At 70.4% G+C, this 21578-nt stretch carries 22 protein-coding genes; 9 read left to right on the top strand and 13 right to left on the bottom strand.

Going from position 1 to position 21578, the window contains the following annotated elements; translation table 11 throughout:
* Window positions 1-107: 107 nt before the first annotated feature.
* On the bottom strand, window positions 108-914 hold the full coding sequence (locus NL114_RS16805) for a CBS pair associated ParBc domain-containing protein (protein WP_254822074.1): 807 nt from the start codon (window positions 912-914) through the stop codon (window positions 108-110).
* A gap of 78 nt (window positions 915-992) precedes the next feature.
* Window positions 993-2618: a DHH family phosphoesterase gene (locus NL114_RS16800; RefSeq protein WP_254822073.1), complete on the bottom strand. Its 1626-nt coding sequence runs from the start codon at window positions 2616-2618 to the stop codon at window positions 993-995.
* 139 nt (window positions 2619-2757) lie between these two features.
* On the opposite strand from NL114_RS16800, the gene NL114_RS16795 reads away from it, so the two are divergent.
* From NL114_RS16795 to NL114_RS16785, 3 genes are all read left to right on the top strand, one after another.
* A complete protein-coding gene (locus NL114_RS16795; protein WP_254822072.1) occupies window positions 2758-3471 on the top strand; it encodes a protein sorting system archaetidylserine synthase in 714 nt (237 codons plus the stop codon).
* Between the two features lie 57 nt (window positions 3472-3528).
* Window positions 3529-4956, top strand: coding sequence for a HEAT repeat domain-containing protein (locus NL114_RS16790; RefSeq protein ID WP_254822071.1), 1428 nt, complete (start codon window positions 3529-3531; stop codon window positions 4954-4956).
* Between the two features lie 153 nt (window positions 4957-5109).
* Window positions 5110-6813, top strand: coding sequence for a phospholipase D-like domain-containing protein (locus NL114_RS16785; protein WP_254822070.1), 1704 nt, complete (start codon window positions 5110-5112; stop codon window positions 6811-6813).
* A 4-nt stretch (window positions 6814-6817) separates the two neighbouring features.
* On the opposite strand, the gene NL114_RS21685 is transcribed toward NL114_RS16785, so the two are convergent.
* The 4 genes from NL114_RS21685 to NL114_RS16770 all read right to left on the bottom strand — a co-directional run bounded on the left by NL114_RS21685 (window position 6818) and on the right by NL114_RS16770 (window position 11239).
* Window positions 6818-6949: a hypothetical protein gene (locus tag NL114_RS21685; RefSeq protein ID WP_286671081.1), complete on the bottom strand. Its 132-nt coding sequence runs from the start codon at window positions 6947-6949 to the stop codon at window positions 6818-6820.
* Window positions 6950-7009: 60 nt separating this feature from the next.
* Window positions 7010-8011 carry an alcohol dehydrogenase catalytic domain-containing protein gene (locus NL114_RS16780; RefSeq protein ID WP_254822069.1) on the bottom strand — a complete coding sequence of 334 codons (1002 nt, stop codon included), beginning with the start codon at window positions 8009-8011 and terminating at the stop codon, window positions 7010-7012.
* Window positions 8012-8099: 88 nt separating this feature from the next.
* Window positions 8100-9800 carry a thiamine pyrophosphate-binding protein gene (locus NL114_RS16775; RefSeq protein WP_254822068.1) on the bottom strand — a complete coding sequence of 567 codons (1701 nt, stop codon included), beginning with the start codon at window positions 9798-9800 and terminating at the stop codon, window positions 8100-8102.
* Between the two features lie 113 nt (window positions 9801-9913).
* Entirely contained in the window at window positions 9914-11239 is a 1326-nt protein-coding gene (locus tag NL114_RS16770) for an outer membrane protein assembly factor BamB family protein (protein ID WP_254822067.1), read from the bottom strand.
* Window positions 11240-11362: 123 nt separating this feature from the next.
* Between NL114_RS16770 and NL114_RS16765 the strand changes: the two genes are divergently transcribed.
* Window positions 11363-11572, top strand: coding sequence for a hypothetical protein (locus NL114_RS16765; RefSeq protein ID WP_254822066.1), 210 nt, complete (start codon window positions 11363-11365; stop codon window positions 11570-11572).
* Between the two features lie 94 nt (window positions 11573-11666).
* Window positions 11667-12101, top strand: a complete 435-nt coding sequence (locus tag NL114_RS16760; protein WP_254822065.1) for a hypothetical protein — start codon at window positions 11667-11669, stop codon at window positions 12099-12101.
* A 172-nt stretch (window positions 12102-12273) separates the two neighbouring features.
* On the opposite strand, the gene NL114_RS16755 is transcribed toward NL114_RS16760, so the two are convergent.
* Window positions 12274-13281 (bottom strand): TIGR04024 family LLM class F420-dependent oxidoreductase, encoded by a 1008-nt coding sequence (locus NL114_RS16755; protein WP_254822064.1) that lies wholly within the window; start codon window positions 13279-13281, stop codon window positions 12274-12276.
* A gap of 88 nt (window positions 13282-13369) precedes the next feature.
* Window positions 13370-14155, bottom strand: a complete 786-nt coding sequence (locus tag NL114_RS16750; RefSeq protein WP_254822063.1) for an SDR family NAD(P)-dependent oxidoreductase — start codon at window positions 14153-14155, stop codon at window positions 13370-13372.
* A 165-nt stretch (window positions 14156-14320) separates the two neighbouring features.
* Here NL114_RS16750 and NL114_RS16745 point away from each other — a divergent pair, with 165 nt between their 5' ends.
* Both NL114_RS16745 and NL114_RS16740 read left to right on the top strand, forming a co-directional pair.
* Window positions 14321-15322, top strand: a complete 1002-nt coding sequence (locus NL114_RS16745; RefSeq protein ID WP_254822062.1) for an MBL fold metallo-hydrolase — start codon at window positions 14321-14323, stop codon at window positions 15320-15322.
* Window positions 15323-15414: 92 nt separating this feature from the next.
* On the top strand, window positions 15415-17070 hold the full coding sequence (locus NL114_RS16740; protein WP_254822061.1) for a rhomboid family intramembrane serine protease: 1656 nt from the start codon (window positions 15415-15417) through the stop codon (window positions 17068-17070).
* A 24-nt stretch (window positions 17071-17094) separates the two neighbouring features.
* Here NL114_RS16740 and NL114_RS16735 read toward each other — a convergent pair whose 3' ends face one another.
* Window positions 17095-17727, bottom strand: a complete 633-nt coding sequence (locus tag NL114_RS16735; RefSeq protein ID WP_350355379.1) for an METTL5 family protein — start codon at window positions 17725-17727, stop codon at window positions 17095-17097.
* Window positions 17728-17907: 180 nt separating this feature from the next.
* Here NL114_RS16735 and NL114_RS16730 point away from each other — a divergent pair, with 180 nt between their 5' ends.
* Together NL114_RS16730 and NL114_RS16725 are read left to right on the top strand one after the other, a co-directional pair.
* Window positions 17908-18303, top strand: coding sequence for a universal stress protein (locus tag NL114_RS16730; RefSeq protein WP_254822059.1), 396 nt, complete (start codon window positions 17908-17910; stop codon window positions 18301-18303).
* Between the two features lie 43 nt (window positions 18304-18346).
* Entirely contained in the window at window positions 18347-18625 is a 279-nt protein-coding gene (locus NL114_RS16725) for a DUF7553 family protein (protein WP_254822058.1), read from the top strand.
* Window positions 18626-18736: 111 nt separating this feature from the next.
* Here NL114_RS16725 and NL114_RS16720 read toward each other — a convergent pair whose 3' ends face one another.
* From NL114_RS16720 to NL114_RS16705, 4 genes are all read right to left on the bottom strand, one after another.
* Entirely contained in the window at window positions 18737-19210 is a 474-nt protein-coding gene (locus tag NL114_RS16720) for a redoxin domain-containing protein (protein WP_254822057.1), read from the bottom strand.
* Window positions 19211-19362: 152 nt separating this feature from the next.
* Window positions 19363-20646, bottom strand: a complete 1284-nt coding sequence (locus NL114_RS16715; protein ID WP_254822056.1) for an ornithine cyclodeaminase, nickel-pincer nucleotide-dependent — start codon at window positions 20644-20646, stop codon at window positions 19363-19365.
* Window positions 20647-20740: 94 nt separating this feature from the next.
* Window positions 20741-21055 carry a DUF8036 family membrane protein gene (locus NL114_RS16710; protein ID WP_254822055.1) on the bottom strand — a complete coding sequence of 105 codons (315 nt, stop codon included), beginning with the start codon at window positions 21053-21055 and terminating at the stop codon, window positions 20741-20743.
* Between the two features lie 105 nt (window positions 21056-21160).
* Complete coding sequence (locus tag NL114_RS16705) at window positions 21161-21436, bottom strand: ArsR/SmtB family transcription factor (protein ID WP_254822054.1); 276 nt, start codon at window positions 21434-21436, stop codon at window positions 21161-21163.
* Window positions 21437-21578 lie beyond the last annotated feature (142 nt).

Below are 21578 nucleotides of genomic sequence, written 5' to 3'. Positions count from 1 at the left end.
TCACCCGTCCATGCATGGTGTGCCGGGCGCGCCGGTACCCGTGGCACCGGGCCGTCGGAGCGTCACGACGGCCGGCGTCCGGGCTGCTGCCGTGGGGCGTCGCGGACCTACCGTTCGCCTTCCTGAAGGCGGTGGGTCGTCTCGACGAGGGGATGGTGGGCGTAGTCGACCTCCTGGATGTCCTCGATGGCGTGGAGGTCCTCCTTCTCGGCGGTCTCGGCCATCCCCAGCTGGACCCGTTCGTCGAGCACGATGACGTAGGCGTCCATCTCCTCGATGCCGAGCTTGTGGGCGGCCTTGACGCGGTGGTGTCCGTCGGCGAGCAGGAGTTCGCCGGCGTTGTCGATGACGACGAGGGGCTCGGCGAGGCCGTTCTCCAGCTCGTAGCTCCGCCCCTCCAGTTCGTCCGAGTACACCTTCGACTGGGTCGGGCGGAGGGCGGCGAGTTCCACCGTGCGTCGCTCCTCCGAGGCGCCGACATCGTGGATGTTCTGGAGGGTCTGCATGAGCTTGTCCACCTTCCCGGGCGTGGCGCGTTCGATGTGCGAGCGGATGACATCCGCGTTCGAGATGATGCCGACGAGGTTGCCCGCGTCGTCCACGACGGGGAGCCGCTGGATACCGGAGCGGAGGATGACACGCCCCACGTCGGTGATCTCCATGTCCGGGTGCGCGACGACGAGGTCCCGGGTCATCACCTTGAATATCGGCTCGTTGTCGCCGGCGAGGAGGAGGTCCCGTGCGGCGACGAACCCCTCGACCCGGCGGCCGTCACAGACGGGGAAGCCGCCGTGGCCGTCGCTCTCGGCCATCCGTCGTGCCACCACCCCGACCGTCTCGTCGGGCGACACCGTCTCGACGTCCCGCGTCATGTAATCCCGGACCTGGGGTTTCTCGTCAACGCGGTCTACCATTGCCCGACCGTGGGGGACGCGCAAGCAAAAGCGCTCCCCCAGCGGCATGTCGCCGGCGGTCGACGGCCGGGCAACCGGTCAGGCGTCACCCTCCCCGCCGTGGCCCTCGCCATCCATCCGTGCTCCGGCGTCGTCGTCCGGGTCGCTCCCGTGGTCGGGAGGCGACTCGCCGTCGCCGGCCCGGTCCTCCCGGGTGTCCCCTGCCAGTCCGGTGCCGAGACGGGGCGAATCGGCACCCATGTAGTTGCCCTGTCCGTAGACCGTGGTCGCCGCGAGGTCCGGCGTGATGTCGATTGCCTCCAGGAAGCGCGCGTCGATGGCCTCCCGGAGGTCGTCCTCGGGGTCGTGGTCGACGCCCTCGGCCTCGTCCTCGCCGAAGCGGACCGCCAGCGCGCCGACGGGGAGCTGGGCACCGGCCATGTCGGCGTGGCCACCGGCGCTGCCGATCTGCCCGAAGGCATCACGAAGTGCCTCGCCGAGGTCGAGGTCGGTTCCCCGTGCCCGCGCGGAGGCGTACACCATGTCGTCGGTGTAGCCGTAGACGAAGGTGACGGAGACCCCCTCGAGGTCGAGCAGGGTGTCGGCGGCCTGTGCGAGCGCGTCGCGGTCGCCGGTCCGGCCGATGCAGGAGACGACCACCTCGCCGTGGACCTCCCGCTTCCGGATGGCGCGGCCGATGCACTCGAGCGTCTCCACGCTCACGGACGGCGACTCGATGCGGTCGAGCGTGTCGGCGTCAGCGTGTGGCACGAGGGTGGCCGCGGCCCGGAAGTCCTCGATGGAGACCTCCCGGGAGAAGTCCATGGTATCGACCCGGATACCGAACAGGAGCCCCGTCGCGACGGCCGCGGTCGGCTCGACGGTGAACCCCTCGAGATAGCCCGTGAGGAGGGTACTGGTCGCGCCCACGTCGCTCCGGAGGTCGACGAACGAGGCCTCCACCGGACCCCGCGGCGGATGGTGGTCGATGACGATATCGACGGGCGTGTCGGCGGGGAGCTGGTCGTTGACGCCCGGGCGGGAGTGGTCGACCAGCGCGAAGCCACCGTACGTCTCCCGGGGGTCCGCCGCCGGGTCGAGTTCGACGAGGTCGAACGCCAGCAGGTTGACCAGGGCCCGGTTCTCCTGATGGTTGATATCGCCGTAGTAGCAGGCATCTGCCTCGATTCCGGCCCGTTCGGCGAGCATCCGGAGCGCCACCGCCGACGCGATAGCGTCCGGGTCCGGGTTGTCGTGCATGACGACCGCGAGTCGCCCGTCGATGGCGTTGAGGACACGATTGAGGCGCCGTAGTCGGTAGCCGGCGTCGCCGACGCGTTGGAGCAGCGCCTCGGCGACCGCGGCCCCGAGGTCGACCGTCCGGTCGGCGAGGGCGGCGAGCGCCTCGCGGTCCCCCGGCGTCGCGCCGAGCCCCGTGTAGGCCAGCAGGAAGGCGTCGGGGTACGCCTCCCGTGCGGCGGTCGTAATCTCCCGGTTGCGAGCGGCCTGTGGGCTCCCGACGATGATACTGTCGACGTGGCCGGCGCGAGCACGGATGGCATCCGCGTTCGTCGGGTCGGCGACCTCGGCGGTGACGCCCTCCTCCCGGAGCGAGTTCACCCGGGACTCCTCGTCGGTGAGGACCAGCAGGTCGCCGGTGCCCGATATCGAGGTGACGATATCCCGACCGACGGAGCCACAGCCCAGCACCAGCCGGAACACCATACCCGAGTCGAGTGTGGCCAGCCGCTAAAACCCACCGTCAGCCGGAAACGGGAACAGGGAGCCGTGAGCGGGGCCAGGCGGCGTGGCCGAGCGACCGGAGAGCGAACCGACTAAGAGCGCGAGTGCCGACGCCGAGAGTATGCGCGTCCAGCCCCGCTTCGTCGGCCGTATCGGTCCCGCCGACGTGGTGACCGTGGCCAACGCGGCGCTGGGGTTCACCGCCGCCGCGGTCGCCACGGCAGACCCGGCGCTGGCGGCACGCCTCCTCCTGCTGGCGGCCATCGCGGACGGCCTCGATGGCGTCCTCGCCCGCCACTACGGCGGGACCGACGTGGGAAAGGTCCTCGACTCGCTGGCCGACGTGGCCTCCTTCGCGGTCGCGCCGGCCGTGTTCGTCTTCGCCGTCGCGCGGGCGGAGTGGGGGGTGTCCCTCGACGGGACGGGTGCCGCGACGCTCCTGCTCCCGGCGCTGTTCGTCGCTGCCGCCGTCCTCCGGCTCGGCCTCTACACCGCCGAGGACGTCGACGGCGCGACGACCGAGGGCGTCCAGACGACACTCGCCGGCACCATCCTCGCCGCCGGCTACCTCGCTGGCCTCGGCCCGCTCGCGGCGACACTGGGCACCTCTGTCGCGGCGGTCCTGCTGGGCGCGACCGGCCTGTTCGTCTACCTGATGCTCGCGCCGGTCACCTATCCCGAACTGTTCGCCCGCGACGCGCTGGTGCTCGGAGGCCTGCAGGCGCTCGCCGTGCTGCTCCCGGGGGCGTTCGGCGGCGTCTTCCCCCGGAGCCTCCTGCTCGCGGCGCTCGCGTACCTCGTGCTGTCGCCGCGCTTCTACTGGCGCGAGCCCTGAGTGTCACCCGGGAAGCGAACGGAAACGCCTTTGGCGCGAATGGAACAACTCACCCCCATGAGCGACGAGGACGCGCCCGACGACCCCGAGGACTCCCCGGACGAGGCCGAGTCGGCCGACGAGGAGGAGTTCGAGTTCGAGAACGACAGCCCGGACGAGGAGGGCGAGGAGACGCCCGACGCGTCCGCGGACACCGAGAGCGAGGATGCCGAGACCGACGAGGAAGCCGAGGAGGAGGCGCTCGCGGTCGATGTGGGCGCGGACGAACTGGACGAACAGCTCGACGAGGTGGCCGAGGCGCTGGAGGCCGCCGAGACGGAGGCCGACCTCGACGCCGTGGAAGCCGACCTCGACGACGTGGCCACGACGCTGGAGGCCGCCGACCTCCCCGAACCGGACGAGGACGACGAGGACGCTGAGGATCCCCGCGCCGAGCTGGAGGCCCGCGTCGAGGAGCTCCGGGACGGCATCGAGGAGGCTCGCGGCCCCTACGCCGAGGACGTGGTCGCGGTCATCGAGTCGGTGCAGGGGACCCTGGACGAGGCGGAGTGGACCGAGCGCGGCGAGACCGAGGCCGTCGACGCGGTAGCCACGTTCCTGGCCGCGCTGGAGGAGCAGGACCTGTCCGCGGACACGGACGCGGGCGAGACGCCGGCCGACGCCGCCGAGGCGCTCGACCACGCGGCCGAGGCTATCGAGGGGGCGGGCCTCGACGCCGACGAGGACGCCGAGACGCTCGCCGCGCTGGTCGAGGCCGCCGACGCGCTGGAGGCCGGTGTCGACGACGCCGAGACGTGGGACGACCTCTCGGTTCGGCAGAAGATGGAGGCCGAGGGCTTCTACGACCGCCTCACCTCCGAGAACCGGAAGGACTTCCCGCCGGAGCTCAGCGTCGTCCGCATCGCCGAGCAGGAGAACGATCCCGAGCGCATCCTCATGGCGCTGGAGTACCTCACCAGCGAGTTCATGGAGGAGAACTGCATCGACGCGTTCCGCCGGATGGGCCCCGAGGAGGCCTACGACGCGATGATGGAGCGCGCACAGAAGCGCGACCGGCCGGCCATCGAGGTGCTCGGCAAGATCGCCGACGACCGTGCGGTCGAGACGCTGGTCGACTACATCCAGGACGAGTCCAACCCGCCGCTCCAGCGGACGGTCCTCCGGGCACTCGGCGAGATCGGCAGCGAGGAGGCGACCCAGGACGTGGCCGACCGGCTGGTCGCCGAGGACCCCGAGGTCCGCGCCCGCGCGGCCCGCGCGCTGGGCATGATCGGCGACACCCGGGCCATCGACCCGCTCGCCAACCGCATCACCGAGGACGACGACGATTCGGTCCGTGCCGCCGCCGTCTGGGCGCTCAACCGCATCGGCACGGAGCGTGCGCTGGAGTCGGCCGCCGCCTACGCCGACGACCGCTCGTTCATCGTGCAGGACGAGGCCGAGCGGGCCGCCGAGGCGCTCGGAAAGGAGAAGCAGAAGGCGTAGACTGGGGCAATTCGCCGCGAACCTGCCGATCACGTCTACAAACCCCTTGCTTCCCTACTTGCTGTACAGGTTCGACGACAACCTCCGTCACGCAGACGTTCCACGACATCTCCGTCACGTAGATTCAAGTAGGGTGCCGGGACCACCGTCCCCGTGCGGTACCCACAGTCGGCTCCGTCGTCCACGCGGGTACTCCGGGGAACCCTCGCCGTAGCGACCGCAATCGCCCTCGTTGCGGCCGCCACGTTCGCCGGGCCAGCAGCGGGCGGGGTCGGGGTCGCCGGCGGGGCCGAGTTCCTCCGCGTCGTTCCGAACCCGGTCGCGGACGAGGACCGCGGGGAGACGGTCACGCTCTCGGTCCCGCCGGGAACGGACCTCGGACGGTTCGCACTTGACGACGGCGAGGACCGTCTCGCGCTCCCGAACCGGACGGTCGGTGGCCGCGTGACCCTCACCGCCGCTCCGCGGGCCGTGGCGAACCGGACCGCCAACGGTACGTCCGACCCGGGAACCGTCGTCACCGTCGACCTCCCGGCGCTCGCGAACGGCGGGGAGGAACTCCGGCTGCTCGTCGACGGCGTGACCGTCGACTCGGTCACCTATCGCGACGCCCCCGAGGGCGAGGCGTACCGGCCCGGAACCGGGGCGTTCCATCCCATCGGCGCGACGCGGTTCCCGGTCCGAACGACCGGTGGCGGCCCGGCGACGGCGTTCGTACTCCCCGACTCGCCGGGACCGCCAGTGGCAACACTGCGCGCCGCCGACGACCGGCTCCTCCTCGCGGGCTACACGCTCACCTCGGAGCGCGTGGTCGACACACTGGTCGCGGCCGCCCGGCGCGGTGTCCGCGTACGGGTGCTGGTCGACGGGGGTCCCGTGGGTGGTATCTCGCGCGCGGAGGCCCGCGCGCTGGACCGCCTGCGGGCCGCGGGCGTCGGGGTCCGGCTCGTCGGCGGCCCCCGCGCCCGATACGACTTCCACCACCCGAAGTACGCCGTGGCGGACGACCGGGCGGTCGTCCTGACGGAGAACTGGAAACCGGCGGGAACGGGCGGTAACGGCTCGCGGGGCTGGGGCGTCGTCACGCGCGACGCCGAGACGGCGGCGGTACTGGCCGAGACGTTCCGTTCCGATTTCGGGGCACGCGGGGCGCGCCCCTGGCCGGAAGTGCGACCACGGGACGGGTCGTTCGAGCCGTCGAGCCCGGCGAACGCCTCGTACCCGACGCGGTTCCGCGCACGGTCGGTCTCGGTGGACAGCGTCGAGGTGCTGGTCGCACCCGACAACGCCGAGCGCGCGGTCGTACGTCGCCTCGACGCGGCCGAGGAGTCCATCCGGGTGTTGCAGGCCACCGCCGGCAGCCCCGACCAGCCGTTCGTCCGGGCGCTCGTGCGGGCCGCCCGTCGCGGCGTCCGGGTTCGGGTCCTCCTCAACGGCGCGTGGTACGCTCGCGAGGAGAACCGTGCCGTCGTCCGCGTGCTCGACGAGCGCGCCGCGCGGGAGGGGCTCGACCTGGAAGCGGAACTCGCGGAGCCACGGGGGCGCTACGGCAAGGTCCACGCGAAGGGCGTCGTCATCGACGGCGAGACCGTCGTGGTCGGCTCCATGAACTGGAACAACCACTCGGCCCGGGAGAACCGCGAGGTCGTGCTCGCGCTTGAGAGCGAGGGCGCAGCGCGCTACTTCGGGCGCGTCTTCCGGGCGGACTGGCGCGGCGGCGCGTGGCGGCTCCCGGTCGGGCTGCTGGCCGCCCTCGTGGCGGGCGGCGGTGGGGCGCTGTGGCTGGCCAGTCGGTTCGAGTTCGAGCGGCGCTCGGAGCTGGGAAGCGACGACGAGAACGAGCGAATCGGCTGGTGACGGGTCAGATGGCGACGAAGATGGCGTACGGCACGACGAACAGCAGGACGAACATCGCCAGGAGGATGACGGTGTAGCTGACGAGCGTCCCGGCGGCCGTGAACCAGGTCGGGTGGTCGAAGTCCTGGAGGTTCATACCCCAGCCTGCGTGCGGGAACGCTTCAACCTACCGTCTCGCGGGCGTTCGGTCGGCGGGTCACGGCGTCAGCACGGCCCGGGTCTCGACCTCGCCCGCGCGCAGGCGGTCGAGCGTCGCTTGCAGATCGTCGAAGCCGACGGACTCGGTCCGGACGTCGAGGGCGCCCCGGCGCGCGACAGTCAGCACCTCGCGGAGTTCGGGCACGCTCCCCCACTGCACCGTCCGGTAGGTCAGCTCCTGGCCCGCAAGCGGGTTCCACGAGAAGTCGATGGCGCCGCCCCCGATACCCGCGAGGACGAGGTGACCGCCGACGCCGAGCGCGTTCGACCCCCACTGGAGGGTGTCGTCGTCGCCGACGAAGTCGAGGACGGCCGACACCTCCCCGGCCGCCACGCTGCTGATAGCCGACGGCACCCGCGTCTCGGCGGCGTTCACGGTCGCGTCCGCGCCGAGGTCGACCGCGCGGTCGAGTTTCGCCTCGTCGAGATCGACCGCGACGACCTGGGCGCCCGTCATCGCGGCGAACTGGACGCCGAACTGCCCGAGCCCACCGATGCCGATACAGACGACCGTATCGGCCGGCGTCAGCTCGCCCGCCTGCTGCACCGCGCGGTACGGCGTCAACGCGGCGTCGGTGAGCGGCGCGGCCGTCTCCGGGTCGAGGCCATCGAGCGGGAGCACGTACTTCTCGGTCGGCACCCGGAGGTACTCGGCGTACCCGCCGTCGTTCCCGATACCGAGCCAGTTCGAGAGGTTGCAGAGCTGGTCCTCGCCCCGGTCACAGACGGCACAGGTACCACAGCCCCAGCCACCGAAAACAGCGACATCGGTGCCTTCCGCGGTCGAGACGCCGTCGCCGGTCTCGACGACCGTGCCGGCGACCTCGTGCCCGAGCGTCGTCGGCCGGGGGATGGGGAGGTCGCCGTCGAGCAGGTGGAGGTCGGAGTGACAGACCCCGCAGGCGGCGACCTCGACCAGTAGCTCGCCGGGGCCGACGTCCGGCCGCTCGATATCCTCGATACGGAGCCCCTCGCCGGGATGGAAGCGTGCGGCGCGCATGGGCGCGGGTTCCGGGGTAGCGGCGATAAACTGTGGCCTCCCATGCGGGGACGGTTCTTGTCGCGCGGTCGGACCGAACTGGGCGCCGTCAGTCGTGGACGAGGATGTCCAGCACGTCCGGACCGTCGGCGTCGAGCGCCGCCTCCAGTGCCGGGGCGATCTCCTCGGGCGTCTCGACCAGCTGGCCCCGAGCCCCGTGGCTCTCGGCGTTCTTCGGGATGTCGACGTGCGGGTCGAAGTCCATCCCGACGAACTCGTAGTCCTCCTCCGTGCCGCCCATCATCTCCAGCGTGTTGTCCTTGAGGATGCGGTAGTTACGGTTGTCCGGGACGACGACCGTCAGGTCGAGGTCGAGCGCCGCCGCGGTGTACATCGAGTTGGGGTAGTAGAGGTAGGAGCCGTCGCCGATGTAGCCGATCACGTCACGGGGGTCGTCGGTCTGCTCCTCGGCGAGCGCGGCGCCGACGCTCGCGGGGAGCCCGTAGCCGAGGCCGCCACCCTTCGTCGCGACGAATGACTCGGGCTGTAGCTCGTACCGCGTCAGCAGCGCGAACTTCGAGGTGACACCCTCGTCGACGATGTGGGTGTTCTCCACGTCGAGCACCTCGCTCATCGTGTCCACGAGGTCGGCCTTCGAGGCGCGCGTGTCACCCTCGGGCGTCGGGTCCTCTCCGAGCTGCTGCATCGTGCCGGCCAGCATCTCCTTCGTGTTGACGACGTTATCGACCCGCTCCTGTCGGGTCTCCTCGTCGAGCCGATCCTCGAGCTTCTCGGCGAGCTGGGTCATCACGCGTCCGGGGTCGCCCAGGACGCCGGCGTCGACGTGGTAGTTCTTCCCCAGCTCGTGGGCGTCCGGCGTGACGTGGATGGCCGTCGTCTCCTCGTCCAGCAGTGGGCTCTCGTGTTTGAGCAGCGTCGTGTGCGTCGAGCAGCCGACGAACGCGATGGTATCGGTGTCCATCAGCATCTTCGCGATGTTCTCACCGGTGCCGACGAAGGAGACCCACTGCTCGTGGTCGGTCGGGAAGTTGGCCTCGCTGGCGAGAATCTCGCCGTGGACGCGGGCGCCGCTGGCCTCGGCGAGGTCGACCGCCGCCTCCACGGCGTCGCGCCCGGCACGGGCGACGTGGTCGCCGAGAACGAGGACGGGCTCGTCAGCCTCGACGAGCTGGTCGGCGGCCCTGTCGATCTGCGTCGGGTCGCCCGCGCCGGCGTCGGGGATCTCGCCCAGCTGCAGCGGGTCGTCGTCCGTCTCCTCCAGCATCACGTCCACCGGGAGGCCGAGGAAGACGGGGCCCGTCGGCGGCGTCAGCGCGGTCCGCATCGCGCGACGCAGGAGCAGCGGCAGTGCGTCGATATCGGTCACCTCGGCCGAGTCCTTGCAGAACTGGTCGACGAGCTGCTCGAGATCACCGTCCAGCAGCGGCTCCTCGTGGCGGAAGTCGAGTTCGTGGTTGCCGGCCGTGACGACCAGCGGCGCGCCGGAGAACTCCGCGTTGAAGATGTTCCCGGTCCCGTGGGCGAGGCCGGGCGTGATGTGGAGGTTGACGACGCCGACCGGGTTCACCGAGGGGTCGTGGTGTGCGTGGTAGCGGCGCGTCTGGGCGTAGCCCGCCGCCATCCCGACCGCGATGTCCTCCTGCAGGCCGAGGACGTACTCCAGGTCGCTGTGCGAGAGGGCCTCCATCACCGGCAGTTCGGTCGTGCCGGGGTTGCCGAAGACGTGCTCGACGCCGTACTGTTCGAGGGTGTCGACGAACAGGTCCGCGCCGGTGTAGTCATCGCTCATACCCCGCTGGGGGGACGCTGCACTGAAGTAGTTACCCCCGTGGGTTGGGGCCCGTTTATCCGATGACGGCGGCGTGGTGTCGCGGCCGGGGCGCGACCGACTCGCGCCGGGCGTCAGGAAAGTGCGACCAGCCGCTCGGCCACGACATCGCCGTCCGCCTGCCGGTCGGCGACGACAGTCGCGTACACCGATCCGCCGGCGACGGCCAGTCCGGAGACATGGTCGTCGAAGCCGAGCGACCAGCGCCGACTACCCGATTCGAGACCGAGGGCGACCATGCCGCCGTGACCCGCCCCCGTCCGTTCGATGGAGCGGTCGTGCGTCACGGCGAGGACGGTGTCGCCCGCCCCCGCGAGTTCGGTCACGCTGTGGTCGAGCGACCGGGCCCACTGGATCTCGCCGCCGTGGTCCAGCGCCAGCACCTGCCGGTCGCCCAGTCCGGTGACGACGAGGTCGTCGGTCACGACCGGCGGCACGGGCTCGCTCACGGGGTCGGGCGCCTCGCGGCGCTCCTCGCCCGGGTCGCGGTCCGGCGGCGAAGCCACCGACCACCGCTCCTCCCCGGTCGAGCGGCCGAGCGCCCGGAGGGCGCCGCCCGCGCGGTCGTCCCTGGTGGCCGTCGCGAACACCAGCGAGTCGGAGACGGCCGGCGAGTGGTAGTAGCGCGGGCCGACGAGGCTCGAATCCGGTGGTTCCTGCCACGTCCGGGCGGCCTGCCGGTCGGCGTGCGCGGGCGTGTCGCCGTCGGGGTCCTGCCACGGCCACTCCCGGGCGGTCGCAGTCAGGTCCAGAGCCGCGACGGCGAACGCTGTCGCCACGTACGCGGTGTCGCCGACGATGGCGGGGGTCGCGCGGGCCTCGTGGCTGGTCGCCCACCGGCGCTTCCCCGTCGCGTCCAGCGCCGAGAAGTAGCCGCCGTACTCCAGATAGAGGCGCCCGTCGGCGACGGTGCCGCTCGCGGTGTTGGCGCCCTCGCACGGGTCCCCCCGCCACGTCTCCGCGCCCGTGGCGAGGTCGACGCCGAACGCGCAGTCCGGACCGGTGACGTACGCCCGCTTCGCGCCGAGCGTCGGGGTCGGGTAGCCCCACGGCTCGGAGTCGGACCGCCAGGCCGTCTCGCCGTCGGTGGCGCGGAGGCCGACCGTGTACTCGCGGTCCTCGGTGCCGGTGTTCAGGACGACTCGCGTCCCGCGGACGACGGGGTCGTGGCAGAACAGGAACTCGCGGGACCACCGCGGGGTCGGCTCGCTGGCGGGCGGGGAGGCGCCCGCGTTGTACCGGGAGTTCCGCTGGTCGTAGCCGTCCGTGGGCCAGTCGTCGGGGCCGGGCGTCGCGTCGGCGAGCGGGACGGGGTCGTCGTCGGCCAGCGCCGAACAGCCGGCGAGTCCGGCCGCCGCAGCGACCGCACCACTCCGCAGGAGGGAACGTCTGGAGGGCATCGGTCGCCGTTGTGATAGCGTCCGTAATGGGTCTTCCCGTCGCCCGGCCTCGCTATGCGCCCTCGAAGTGGCTTCACGGGACCGGATTGGACCGTTCACGTGGGGCATGTCGTACGGTGTGGCGTGTCCACCACGCTCTCACCCCCGTCGGTCAAGACCGAGCGCGTCGTCGTCAGCCGGGGTGGCTCGCGGCTCCACCTCCCCTACCCCGAGGACGGGGCGGCCCCGCGATGTGGTTCTGGAGACGACACCCGGACGAAGCCGCTGGCAGCCTTCCCACCCGCTCACCGGGAGTGGTGCCGGCGGCGCGTGAGACTCGTCGAGGAGACGTGACCACGGGGTCCGGTCCGTGGAGCCGGTGTCACCTTTCCCCCGCGGACCGGGTCACGCCACAAGGCACTTGTCACCGTGTTCGACACGCACGCCCGTGATTCCCCATCCCAGTCGCCGTCGCGTCCTCCGACTCGCTGGCGCGGGCCTCTCGGTCGGCCTGGCAGGCTGTACCACCGGGAGGATCGAGAGGCCGGGCGCGTCGGGTGAATCCCAGCACTCGTGCGAAGAGTCGAGCCTCAACGTACACTACGAACGACAGCGTGCCACCCCTCGCGATGACGAGAGAACCGCCCGCGGCGCCGACGACGAACACGTCCTCGTGGTTCACGTCCGTCTCACCGAGGGACACCGCGAGGAGCCGGCGAGACTGCGTGGCCACGTTAATCTCTGTAGCGAGACCTTCGAGGCGGACCGTACCATGTCGCACGACGAAACCACCACCTTCAGCGCCAAGGGCCACCACTGCGACCCGCAGTACACCCTCTGGCTGTCTGGGTGCCGGGACGCGACGCGCTCGACAGCCGCCTGAGCGCTCGCTGCCGGAACGACGGATCCAGGCACTCGCACACATTCTCTTACAGTATCGAACAGAGGACATGGGCGAGGCGTTCGTAGTGAAGTTGCTGAATATCAGAAAAATACGCGTTGCTGGCTGATAATTTTTGGAGGTGCCCCCTCGTCCGGTGGATGACGATTCCGACTCAGGCCTCAGGCGCCAGCGCCTCGACCGTGTTCAGTATCTCCTCGACCTCCGCGCCGCGCGGGAACGAGACGGAGACGCGGTCCACGCAGTCCATCGCCTCCCATTCGGAGACACGCTCGCGGCACTCGTCCGGGGTCCCACCGACAGCGAGCGTATCGAGCAGGTCGTCGTCGATGGCGGCGGTCGCCTCGCGCTTCTTTCCCTCCTGCCAGAGGTCGTACACCTCGTGGGCGATGTCCTCGTACCCCTGCCGGGCCATGTTGTCGCGGTAGTAGGTTCCCATCCCCCCAAGATAGAAGGCTGAGTGGCCTCTCACGAGCTCGCGCGCGCGTTCTCGGTCCTCCAGCGCCATACACGTCAGCGACAGCGTCACCTGGCCGCCGTCGGGGTCCTTGTCGGCCAGTTCGCGGCCGTGCCGGAAGTCCTCGTAGCGTTCGGCGAGGCCGTCCTCGGTGAGCATCAGCGCGTGCCAGCCGTCGGCGAACCGGCCCGCCAGTTCGACGGCCTTCGGCCCCATCGCGGCCGTGTCGATGGGCGGCTGCGGGTCCGGCGGGTCACAGCGCAAGCGGAACCCGTCGAGGTCGAAGTACTCGCCGTCGTAGGAGACCTCCTCGCCGGAGAGCACCTGCTTGACCACGTCGACCGTCTCGCGGGTCCGCCGAAGTGGGTTGCCGAAGTCGACCCCGTGCCAGTTCTCGATGACGATGGGACCCGAGGGGCCGAGACCGAGGCGGAGTCGGCCCTCGGCGACCTCTTGGAGTGTGGCGGCGGTCATCCCGATGAGCGCGGGCGAGCGGGAGTAGACCGGCATGATGGAGGTCCCGATGCCGATGTCCTCGGTGCGCTCGGCGATGCTCGTCAGGACGACGGCGGCGTTGCGCCCCCAGGATTCGGGAAGCCACGCGCGGTCGTAGCCCATCTCCTCGGCGGACTGGGCCTGCTCGACGAGCGCGTCGACGGACGGCTGGGCGGCGACCGGCAGGAAGACATCGCGGTTCGTTGCCATGCGTTCACCCCTCGCGGCTGGTTCTTGAATCCGACGCCGGAACGGGGACGCCTCGACCTGGGGAGACGCGAGTCGACGGCAGGCCGACTCAGATGTTGGAGTCCTCGAGCGGCGGGACCCCCTGGGCGGTGATGGTCTCGCCGACGATGTAGGAGGAGGCCTCGCTGGCGAGGAACTGGGTGAGGTCGGCGATCTCCGCGGGCAGGCCCATCTCCTTGTCGACGTCCTCGCGGTCCACGTCGGCGGGGTTGATCCCCATCTGCGAGGCGACGCCGGCCGTGCCGACGAGGCCCGGCGCGATGCAGTTCACGCGGATACCGTGCGGGGCGTAGTTCGCCGACAGCGAGGCGGTGAGGTTGACGACGGCGGCCTTCGCGGCGCCGTAGTGGCTCATGTACTGCGAGCCCTCGGTCCCGGCGACGGAGGCGAAGTTGATGATGGTGCCGCCGTCGTCCTGTTCCTGCATCTGCTGGCCCGCGACCTGCGCGCCGTGGAAGGTGCCGTGGAGGTTGATGTCGACGATGGTCTTCCACCCGTTCTCCGAGATGTCGTCGAACCCGGCCATGAACGAGGCGCCGGCGTTGTTTATCATGGAGTCGACGCTGCCGAACTCCTCGACGGTGGCCTCGACGAGCGCCTCGACGGACTCGCGCTCCCGAACGTCGCACTCGACGGCGATGGCCCGACCGGGGGCGTCGGAGTCGTTGATGCCGTCGGCGACCTCCTCGATGGTCTCCTGGGACCGGCTCGTGACCACGACGTTCGCCCCCTCGTGGGCGAACTGCTCGGCGGTCTCGCGGCCGATGCCCTGGCTCGACCCTGTGATGATGACGTTCTTGCCCTCGACGGAGAACCGCTCGTTGACGTTTACCATTGGTAATTACAGGTGCGGTGTTTTCACCAACCGTAAATAAAGGTGCGCCATGCACCGCCGGGTGTAGCGACTTGAGATGTCCCCCGAGGCGCAGATTCCGGGGCGTAGAGGCGTCCTGTGCCGAATAACGAACGCTTATCTGACTGCATCATCAGCTTCCAACGAATGAGCGAGAGTCGGCTACGCGCCGGGACGGCCTCCGTCGGGCGCGTCGAGTTCGAGGTGGAGTTCCCGCCCGGGCACGTCGCCTGCTACGTCGTCGACGCCGGCGTCCCGGTCCTCGTGGACGCGGGGATGCCGGACGAGCGTGGACTGGGCGGCCACGACGAGGCGTTCCGCGAGGGGCTAGCCCGTCACGGCTACGAGGTCGCCGACATCGAGCACCTCGTCGTCACGCACCCGCACGTGGACCACATCGGGCAGGTCCCGACCGTCCTCGAGGCGGCCGACCCGACGGTCCACGCCCCGACCGGCGTCCGTGAGCGGTTCTCGCGCGACGCCGACGCACTCGCCCGACGGGTCCGCGAGAACGCCACCATGGCAGGGCTCTCGGGCGACCAGCTCGAGGACGCGGTCGACATGGCGCGCGAGTCACTGGAACGCGACCGCTCGTTCCTCCCCCCGACGGCGGTCGACCACTGGGTCGACCCGGGCGAGACCTTCACCGTCGGCGACCTCGACCTGACCGCGACGCACACGCCCGGTCACCAGGCCGATCACCTCGTCTACGCGACCACGCTCGACGGTGAGGACGCCCTCCTCTCGGGCGATGCCGGCATCCAGCCGTTCCGTCCGGTCGTCATCCACGACGGGCTCGACGACGGTTACCGCGGGGCGTTTGCAGCCTTCGTCCGCGGGCTGGACCGTCTCGACGACCTGGGGCCGGCGCCCGACCGCGTCTACCCCGGTCACGGCCCCGTCCACGACGACCTCGCTGGCGTGGTCGAGCGCCACCGCGGGTCGCTGGAGCGACGGCTCGACGGTGTCCGCGAGCAGGTCGCCGACGGCGTCCGGACGGTTCCGGGCGTCGCGATGGGTATCGCCGGCGACGACCGGAGCGTCCGCTACCTCCTCCCCGAGGCGATGAGCGCGCTGGCCCACCTCGAATCCGAGGGCGAGGTCGTCGCCACCGTCGAGGACGGTGTCCGGTACTACGACCCGGCGTGAGTCGGACCTCGGAGCGGCAGGCGCGTTGCCGTGCGAGTGGCGGCCACGGCCGAACCCCCGTCAGTTAATCCGTCGGCCACCGGAGGGCGGGTATGGCCGCCGTACCGCCCGTGGTCTGGTACCTCGCCATCGCGGTCACCGCGCTTGTCTCCAGTGGTGTGCTCTACGCGCTCGCTCGCCCCGGGGGTCGCTGGGGGCGGCACCTCCGCTCACGGTTCGTCCTCGGCGTCCCCTGGGGAACGCTCGTCGTCGTGGCGCTGGTCCTGCTGTTCTATCTCGTCCCACAGGACGGACTGACACACTGGTTCCAGCCGCTGGTCATCCCGTACCGCGCGTGGTCGTACTTCTACCCGCTCGGTATCCTCTCGGCCGGGTTCGCCCACTCCGGGCCGGGGCATCTCGTCGGGAACCTGCTCGGGACGTTCACGTTCGGCGTCCTCGCGGAGTACGCGTGGAGCCACTTCCCCACGGCCCGGGGGAGCCAGTCGTTCCGGTCGCTCCGCGAGGACCCGCGGGCCCGTATCGCCGCCTTCGTCGCCGTGACGCTGTTCGCGGGCGTCTTCATGGGGGCGTTCTCGCTCGGGCCGGTCATCGGCTTCTCCGGCGTCGTCTTCGCGTACGCCGGGTTCGCCATCGTCCGCTACCCGGTCGGCACCATCGGCATCCTCCTCGCAGGTGACCTGCTCGGTCTCGTCTACCGGGCGCTCCGCAGTCCCACATCGACCGCCACGCCGGGGCCCTCGTTCTCCTCGCCGTACTGGGCCGAGATCGCCATCCAGGGCCACGCCATCGGGTTCTTCCTCGGTGTCCTGCTGGGTGCGCTCGTCGTCGCCCGGCGCCGGGAAGGGTCCTCCCCCGCACTCGTCTGGGTGGCAGCGCTCCTGTTCGCCGTCGACCGCGGCCTCTGGGCCGTCTACACCTACGGCGAGGGCGGGAGCTTCGTCCTCTACCGCGCCGGCGGTGTGGCGCTCCTGTTCCTCATCGCGGCGCTCGTTGCCAGCGGGGCCGGCGCGACCGCCCGTGACCTGATCACCAGTATCGACCTCTCGCGACGGGAGGCAGCGCTCGGACTACTCCTGAGCGTCCTCGTCGCGCTCTCGGCCGTGGCGGTGCCGTACAACCTGCTCGCCATCGCCGACGGCGGGAGCGGCTTCGAGGACGAGAGCGGCGTCGAGGCCGGCGACTACACCGTCTACTACGCCGAGGACGTTCCGGACCGGTTCGTCACCGCCTTCGACGTGCCCGGGGTGCAGACCTCGAACGTCACCGTCTCCGGTGCCATCGTCGTCAGCGAGCAACGCAACATCTGGTGGGAGACCGTCAGCGAACGCCGGCTCGCGTTCGACGGAACCCAGCGGATTGTCCTCGGCGGTCCCACCTACCGGCGGACAGTCGTCGTGAACCGGACCGGGTGGTCGGCCGTCGGCGGCCCGACGACCTACCGCGTCCGGCTGCGGGTCGCGGGCGAGCCGTGGCAGTTCGCCCACCGGTCCGACCCTGCCCGGGCCGGCCCGACCGTCGCCGGGCGGAACGTCTCCATCGACCCGCTCCCCGGGCGGGCGGACGACCCGAACGCGTTCGCGGTCAACGTCACGTGGGGAGGCGAGCGACTCGGGCGCGCACCCGTCCCGGCGAACGGCACCCACGTCGAGGTCGGCGGCCTCCGGGTCATCCGGGAGGACCGCGGGCTGTACGTCTCGCGGAACGGGACCCGCGTGCAGGTGGCGCGGAAGGAGAACTACAACTGAGGACCGGGCGCGGCGTGCACCCGCTCAGGCGTCGTCGCGCCAGCGGATACGGAACACCTCGGCGTCGACGACGCCGGCCTCCGCATCGTGGTGGTCGAACTGGTGTGGAAGCTCCAGCTCGGCCTGGAACGCGTGGGTGACCTCGCCGCCGTTGTCCGCGGCGAACGACTCGACGAACGCCTCGCTCCCGGCGTTGTGGACCGAGTAGGAGACGCGTGCCACCTCGGCGGCGGTCTCGAGGAACGCGCGGTCGGCGTGTTCGTTGCCGTCCTGCGCGCCGAACGGCGGGTTCATCAGCACCGTACAGTCCGGCGGGCAGAGCGGGAGGCGGGTCGCGTCCCCGCGCACCCACGCCACGTCCGCGCGGGCGCCCACCCGGCGCTCGTTCTCGCGGGCGGTCACGAGCGCGTCCGCGTCGAGTTCCACGCCGACGACGCGCGCCGGCGAGCGCAACGCCGCACCCAGCGACAACATCCCGGTGCCACAGCCCAGGTCCAGCACGGTCTCGTCCTCGATGTCGCCCTGCAGGTCCGCGACGTGGACGATGTGTGCGGCCAGGTCCGGCGGCGTGTGGTACTGCTCCAGCGCCGCCACGGGGTCCTCGAACCCCGTGACGACGCCGAGTTCCTGCGCCAGTCGCCGCCGCGTCGCGGTCACGCTGGCCACCCGCCCGGTGTGGGGCGCATATCGGGCGGCAATTCCTGCCAGATATACAAATACGTTGCCGTATGCTCGGTGCGCATCCACGGGGCGCGTCGGCCCGGATTGGCCCGGGTCCGTCCCGAGGCCGGTCAATCATCGCCCGTTTTTATATACCAGCCGCGAGTCACCCGAGGTATGACGCGCTATCTGGTCGGCGTGGACTCCAGAGAGACTGCAGAGCAGCTGGTCGACTACCTCACGGGTACCCTGACGGACGAGGACACGGTGTTCATCGTGAACTCGTTGCCCGGCGGCGAGGAGACGAGCGACAAGGACGTCATCGAGGGGCGTGAGGCCACGGAGTACGCCGAGGGCGAACTCCCCAACGCGGAGGCCCACCAGCTCATCCGCGGCAACAGTCCCCAGGAGGACCTCGTCCAGTTCGCCGACGAGAACGCGGTGGATGAACTCGTCATCGGCATCCGGAAGCGGTCGCCGACGGGCAAGCTCGTGTTCGGCTCGACGGCACAGGACCTCCTCCTCGAGACGACGCGCCCGACCGTGGTCGTGCCGCTGACGGAGCCGGTGTAGGGCGAGCGACACCGTTTTACCCTCCTCCGCGGAAGCGCCGCACATGAGCGACGACCCCCGCGAGCACCTGCGCACCGCCAGCGACCGCATCGCCGAGGCCGCCGAGGCCGCCGAGGGTGATACCGCCGACCGGCTGACCGGGTTCGCCGACCGCGTCCAGGGCTGGGCCGACCAGGAGAACGGCCCGGACCACGGCGCCCTCGCCAACATCCTGCTCAAACTCGACGACCTGGCCGACGAGGTGGGCGGCGACGCGGCCAGCACCATCCAGACGGCTCGCTCGGAGATCACCGAGTTCCGCAAGACCGTCGGTGGCGTCTGAATCGGCTAGACAACCCCCATACCAGGATATTCTCCGAGGTGATCCGTTCATTAGACAGATATCTCGTTGTTACGGTAGATATCTGCGAGTCCCGGTCGCCGCGGGACAGCCCTACGCCGACTCGACGGCCGCCAGCACCGCCTCGTAGTCCGGTTCGTTCGTCGGGTCGTCGGCCTCCCAGGCGAACGTGACCGTCCCCTCGTCGTCGAGGACGTACACCGCGCGGTTCGCGATACCGTGCAGGCCGATGTCGCCGATGTCGATCTCGAGGTCGTACGCGCTGATGGCCTCCCTGGCCATGTCGCTCACGAGGTCGAACTCCAGCCCGTGCTCCTCGCGGAACGCACCCTGCGAGAACGGGGAGTCGGCGCTGACGCCGAGCAGCGTCGCGCCCGCGTCCTCGAAGTCGTCGAGGTGGGCCTGGAGCGCGACCATCTCGTTGCTGCACGGCGGGGTGAACGCGCCGGGGAAGAACGCCAGCACGACGGGCCCGTCACCGAGGACGTCGTCGAGGTCGAACGGTTCGTGGTCGCTGGTACCGCGCGTCGCGGTGAAGCTCGGGGCGGTATCGCCTTCGGTTGGCATCGCCGGAACTCACGGGCGGCACCCGGAAAAGCGTGGCCGCGAACATCTTCACGGTCACACGACCGTGCTGGCTCGTGTTCGACGAGCCGTGCTGGCTCGCACTCGACGGGGGGCATCGGCCGGGGGAGGAGTCAGGGTGACCGGGGGAGTCCTCACACCTCCTCGTCGAGGATCTTCTCGGCGAGGATGGGGACGAACGTGCCGATGTCGGTGACCATCCCGACGGCCTGCGCGGAGCCGCGGTCCAGCAGCTGCGTGACGGTCGCGGGGTTGATATCGACGCAGACGACCCGGGTCGTGGAGGGGAGGCAGTTCCCGACGGCGACCGAGTGCAGCAGGGTCGACAGCATCAGCACCATGTCGGCCTCGTGGGCCTGCTCACGGATGGCGTTCTGTGCCTCGACGGCATCGGTGATGGTGTCGGGCAGCGGGCCGTCGTCGCGGATGGACCCGGCCAGCACGTACGGGCGGTCGTTCTCGACGCACTCGTACATCACGCCGGACTCGACGAGGCCGTCCTCGACGGCCTGCTCGATGCCGCCCGCGCGGATGACCTCGGAGATGGTGTAGATGTGGTGCTTGTGGCCCTTCCGGGCGTGGTCGAGCGTCTCCGTGTTCATGCCGAGCGAGGTGCCGTAGAGGTCGCGCTCGATGTCGTGGACGGCGAACCCGTTGCCCGCGGATATCATGTCGATGTACCCCTCCCGGACGAGACGGGCGAGTTCCTCGCGTGCGCCGGAGTGGATGAGCGCGGGACCACAGACCGCGAGGACCTTCCCGCCCTCGCGCTTGGTCTCGGCGATGGCGTCGGCCACCTTCTCGATGGTCGACTCGGACGGGCGTTCCGAGGAGACGCCGCCCTGCATGAAGCCGAAGGCGCCCTCGCTCCCGCGGGGGCGCTCGGGGGGTCGGACACGGATACCGGCCTCGCCGGTCACGACGAGGTCGCCCTCGTCGATGGCGTTGAGCACCTTCGTGTACGCGCGGGGCTCCGAATCCGCTCGCGGCTCGGCCGCCTCGCCGCTCGCATCGGTGTCGCGTGGCGCCACCCCCTCGACGACGACCGCACAGTCCATCTCGATGTCGTCCACGGCGAGCCATTCACCGTCGACGCGGATCTCGGTCGGGTGGTTGGTCGTGGAGTAGAAGCCGGTCGGGACGACCTGGTCGTCGGGCGCGGGCGTCAGTTCGACATCGTCCGGGTCGGCGGGGTTGGCACCGTTCTGGTGGAGTTCGTGGACGATGGCCTGCAGCGTTCCGGGGTCGTCCGCGCTGACGGTGAGGAGCGCGTAGGAGGTCTCGGTCTTCGAGCGGCCGATGTCGAACTCCTCGACGTCGAACGACCCACCCATGTCCATGATGATACCGAAGGCGGACTGCATCATCCCGGAGTCGATGATGTGTCCCTCCAGTTCGACCTCGCGAGAGACGGTCATGCGCCGTGAGAGACGGGCCGGTGGCAAGTCGCTTGCGGGTGCGGGATGTCGGCAGCGGGAGAGGGGGAGAATGGCCTCGGCAGCGGGTGTCGTCTCAGTCGTACGTGACCCAGGCGAGGAACGCGAGCCCGGCGAACTCCAGCGCACGGAACGCGGCCATCGCGGTCTGTGCCGGCGGCGGCACCTGCTGTGGGTTCCCGATCCACGCCGAGACGGTGGGGTCCAGCAGGAACAGGTACGCCCCGAGTGCGTGCTCGCCGATGAGCAGGAGGGCGAACAGCAGGAGTCCGAAGGCGTGCTTCGAGCGCAGTTCCCACCAGTTCCGGCCCCAGACCGCCGCGAGACCCAGAAGTACGAACAGGTTCAGTACGGTCAGCAGGCGGACCGCGTCGACGAGTGTTGAGGCCATTCTCTGTATCTGGTCGTGCTTGACCGCGTCACCGGGTATACGTTTTCCCAAATCCGGCCCCACTACCCCAACCGCTCCGGGCGCCCGGACGGGAGGACCGCCGCGTCAGAGCGCGTTCCGGATTATCTCCTCGACCGTGTCCCAGTTCTGCCGTGCGCGGTCGGTCGGCAGGTAGACGGCACCGTAGTCGTCGCCCGTGTCACGGACGATGTCGTTCTCCTTGAGCACGTCGAGATGGTGGCGGACGGTCTTGTAGTCCAGCTCCAGCTCCTCGGCCAGCTTGTTCGCGTTGCGGGGGCGTTCATCGATGGCTCTGAGGATACGGGCCCGGTTGGACCCGCCTCGTGTGCCCGTCAGCACGTACCAGAGAACGCCCTCCATCGTTCTCTCACCCGCGGGCCTTCCCCCTAAACGCACCGGATACCGGCACCGGAACACCGTATATAAACGGCCGACTTCCGGCAATTTGGGCGTGATGTGGGACCCAGTTCCGTAACAGTCTGGAAAATCGTAATTAACCAGT

It is taken from the genome of Haloglomus halophilum (genome assembly GCF_024298885.1).
Classification (GTDB): Archaea; Halobacteriota; Halobacteria; order Halobacteriales; family Haloarculaceae; genus Haloglomus; species Haloglomus halophilum.
This window is presented reverse-complemented; position numbering and strand designations above follow the sequence as displayed.

Coding starts and splice junctions, on each gene's coding strand:
- NL114_RS16775 (WP_254822068.1), bottom strand. CDS start 9,800: ATGAGCGATGACTACACCGGCGCGGACCTGTTCGTCGACACCCTCGAA.
- NL114_RS16710 (WP_254822055.1), bottom strand. CDS start 21,055: ATGGCCTCAACACTCGTCGACGCGGTCCGCCTGCTGACCGTACTGAAC.
- NL114_RS16715 (WP_254822056.1), bottom strand. CDS start 20,646: ATGACCGTCTCTCGCGAGGTCGAACTGGAGGGACACATCATCGACTCC.
- NL114_RS16745 (WP_254822062.1), top strand. CDS start 14,321: ATGAGCGAGAGTCGGCTACGCGCCGGGACGGCCTCCGTCGGGCGCGTC.
- NL114_RS21685 (WP_286671081.1), bottom strand. CDS start 6,949: ATGAACCTCCAGGACTTCGACCACCCGACCTGGTTCACGGCCGCCGGG.
- NL114_RS16770 (WP_254822067.1), bottom strand. CDS start 11,239: ATGCCCTCCAGACGTTCCCTCCTGCGGAGTGGTGCGGTCGCTGCGGCG.
- NL114_RS16790 (WP_254822071.1), top strand. CDS start 3,529: ATGAGCGACGAGGACGCGCCCGACGACCCCGAGGACTCCCCGGACGAG.
- NL114_RS16795 (WP_254822072.1), top strand. CDS start 2,758: ATGCGCGTCCAGCCCCGCTTCGTCGGCCGTATCGGTCCCGCCGACGTG.
- NL114_RS16800 (WP_254822073.1), bottom strand. CDS start 2,618: ATGGTGTTCCGGCTGGTGCTGGGCTGTGGCTCCGTCGGTCGGGATATC.
- NL114_RS16730 (WP_254822059.1), top strand. CDS start 17,908: ATGACGCGCTATCTGGTCGGCGTGGACTCCAGAGAGACTGCAGAGCAG.
- NL114_RS16805 (WP_254822074.1), bottom strand. CDS start 914: ATGGTAGACCGCGTTGACGAGAAACCCCAGGTCCGGGATTACATGACG.
- NL114_RS16780 (WP_254822069.1), bottom strand. CDS start 8,011: ATGCGCGCCGCACGCTTCCATCCCGGCGAGGGGCTCCGTATCGAGGAT.
- NL114_RS16740 (WP_254822061.1), top strand. CDS start 15,415: ATGGCCGCCGTACCGCCCGTGGTCTGGTACCTCGCCATCGCGGTCACC.
- NL114_RS16720 (WP_254822057.1), bottom strand. CDS start 19,210: ATGCCAACCGAAGGCGATACCGCCCCGAGCTTCACCGCGACGCGCGGT.
- NL114_RS16725 (WP_254822058.1), top strand. CDS start 18,347: ATGAGCGACGACCCCCGCGAGCACCTGCGCACCGCCAGCGACCGCATC.
- NL114_RS16750 (WP_254822063.1), bottom strand. CDS start 14,155: ATGGTAAACGTCAACGAGCGGTTCTCCGTCGAGGGCAAGAACGTCATC.
- NL114_RS16755 (WP_254822064.1), bottom strand. CDS start 13,281: ATGGCAACGAACCGCGATGTCTTCCTGCCGGTCGCCGCCCAGCCGTCC.
- NL114_RS16705 (WP_254822054.1), bottom strand. CDS start 21,436: ATGGAGGGCGTTCTCTGGTACGTGCTGACGGGCACACGAGGCGGGTCC.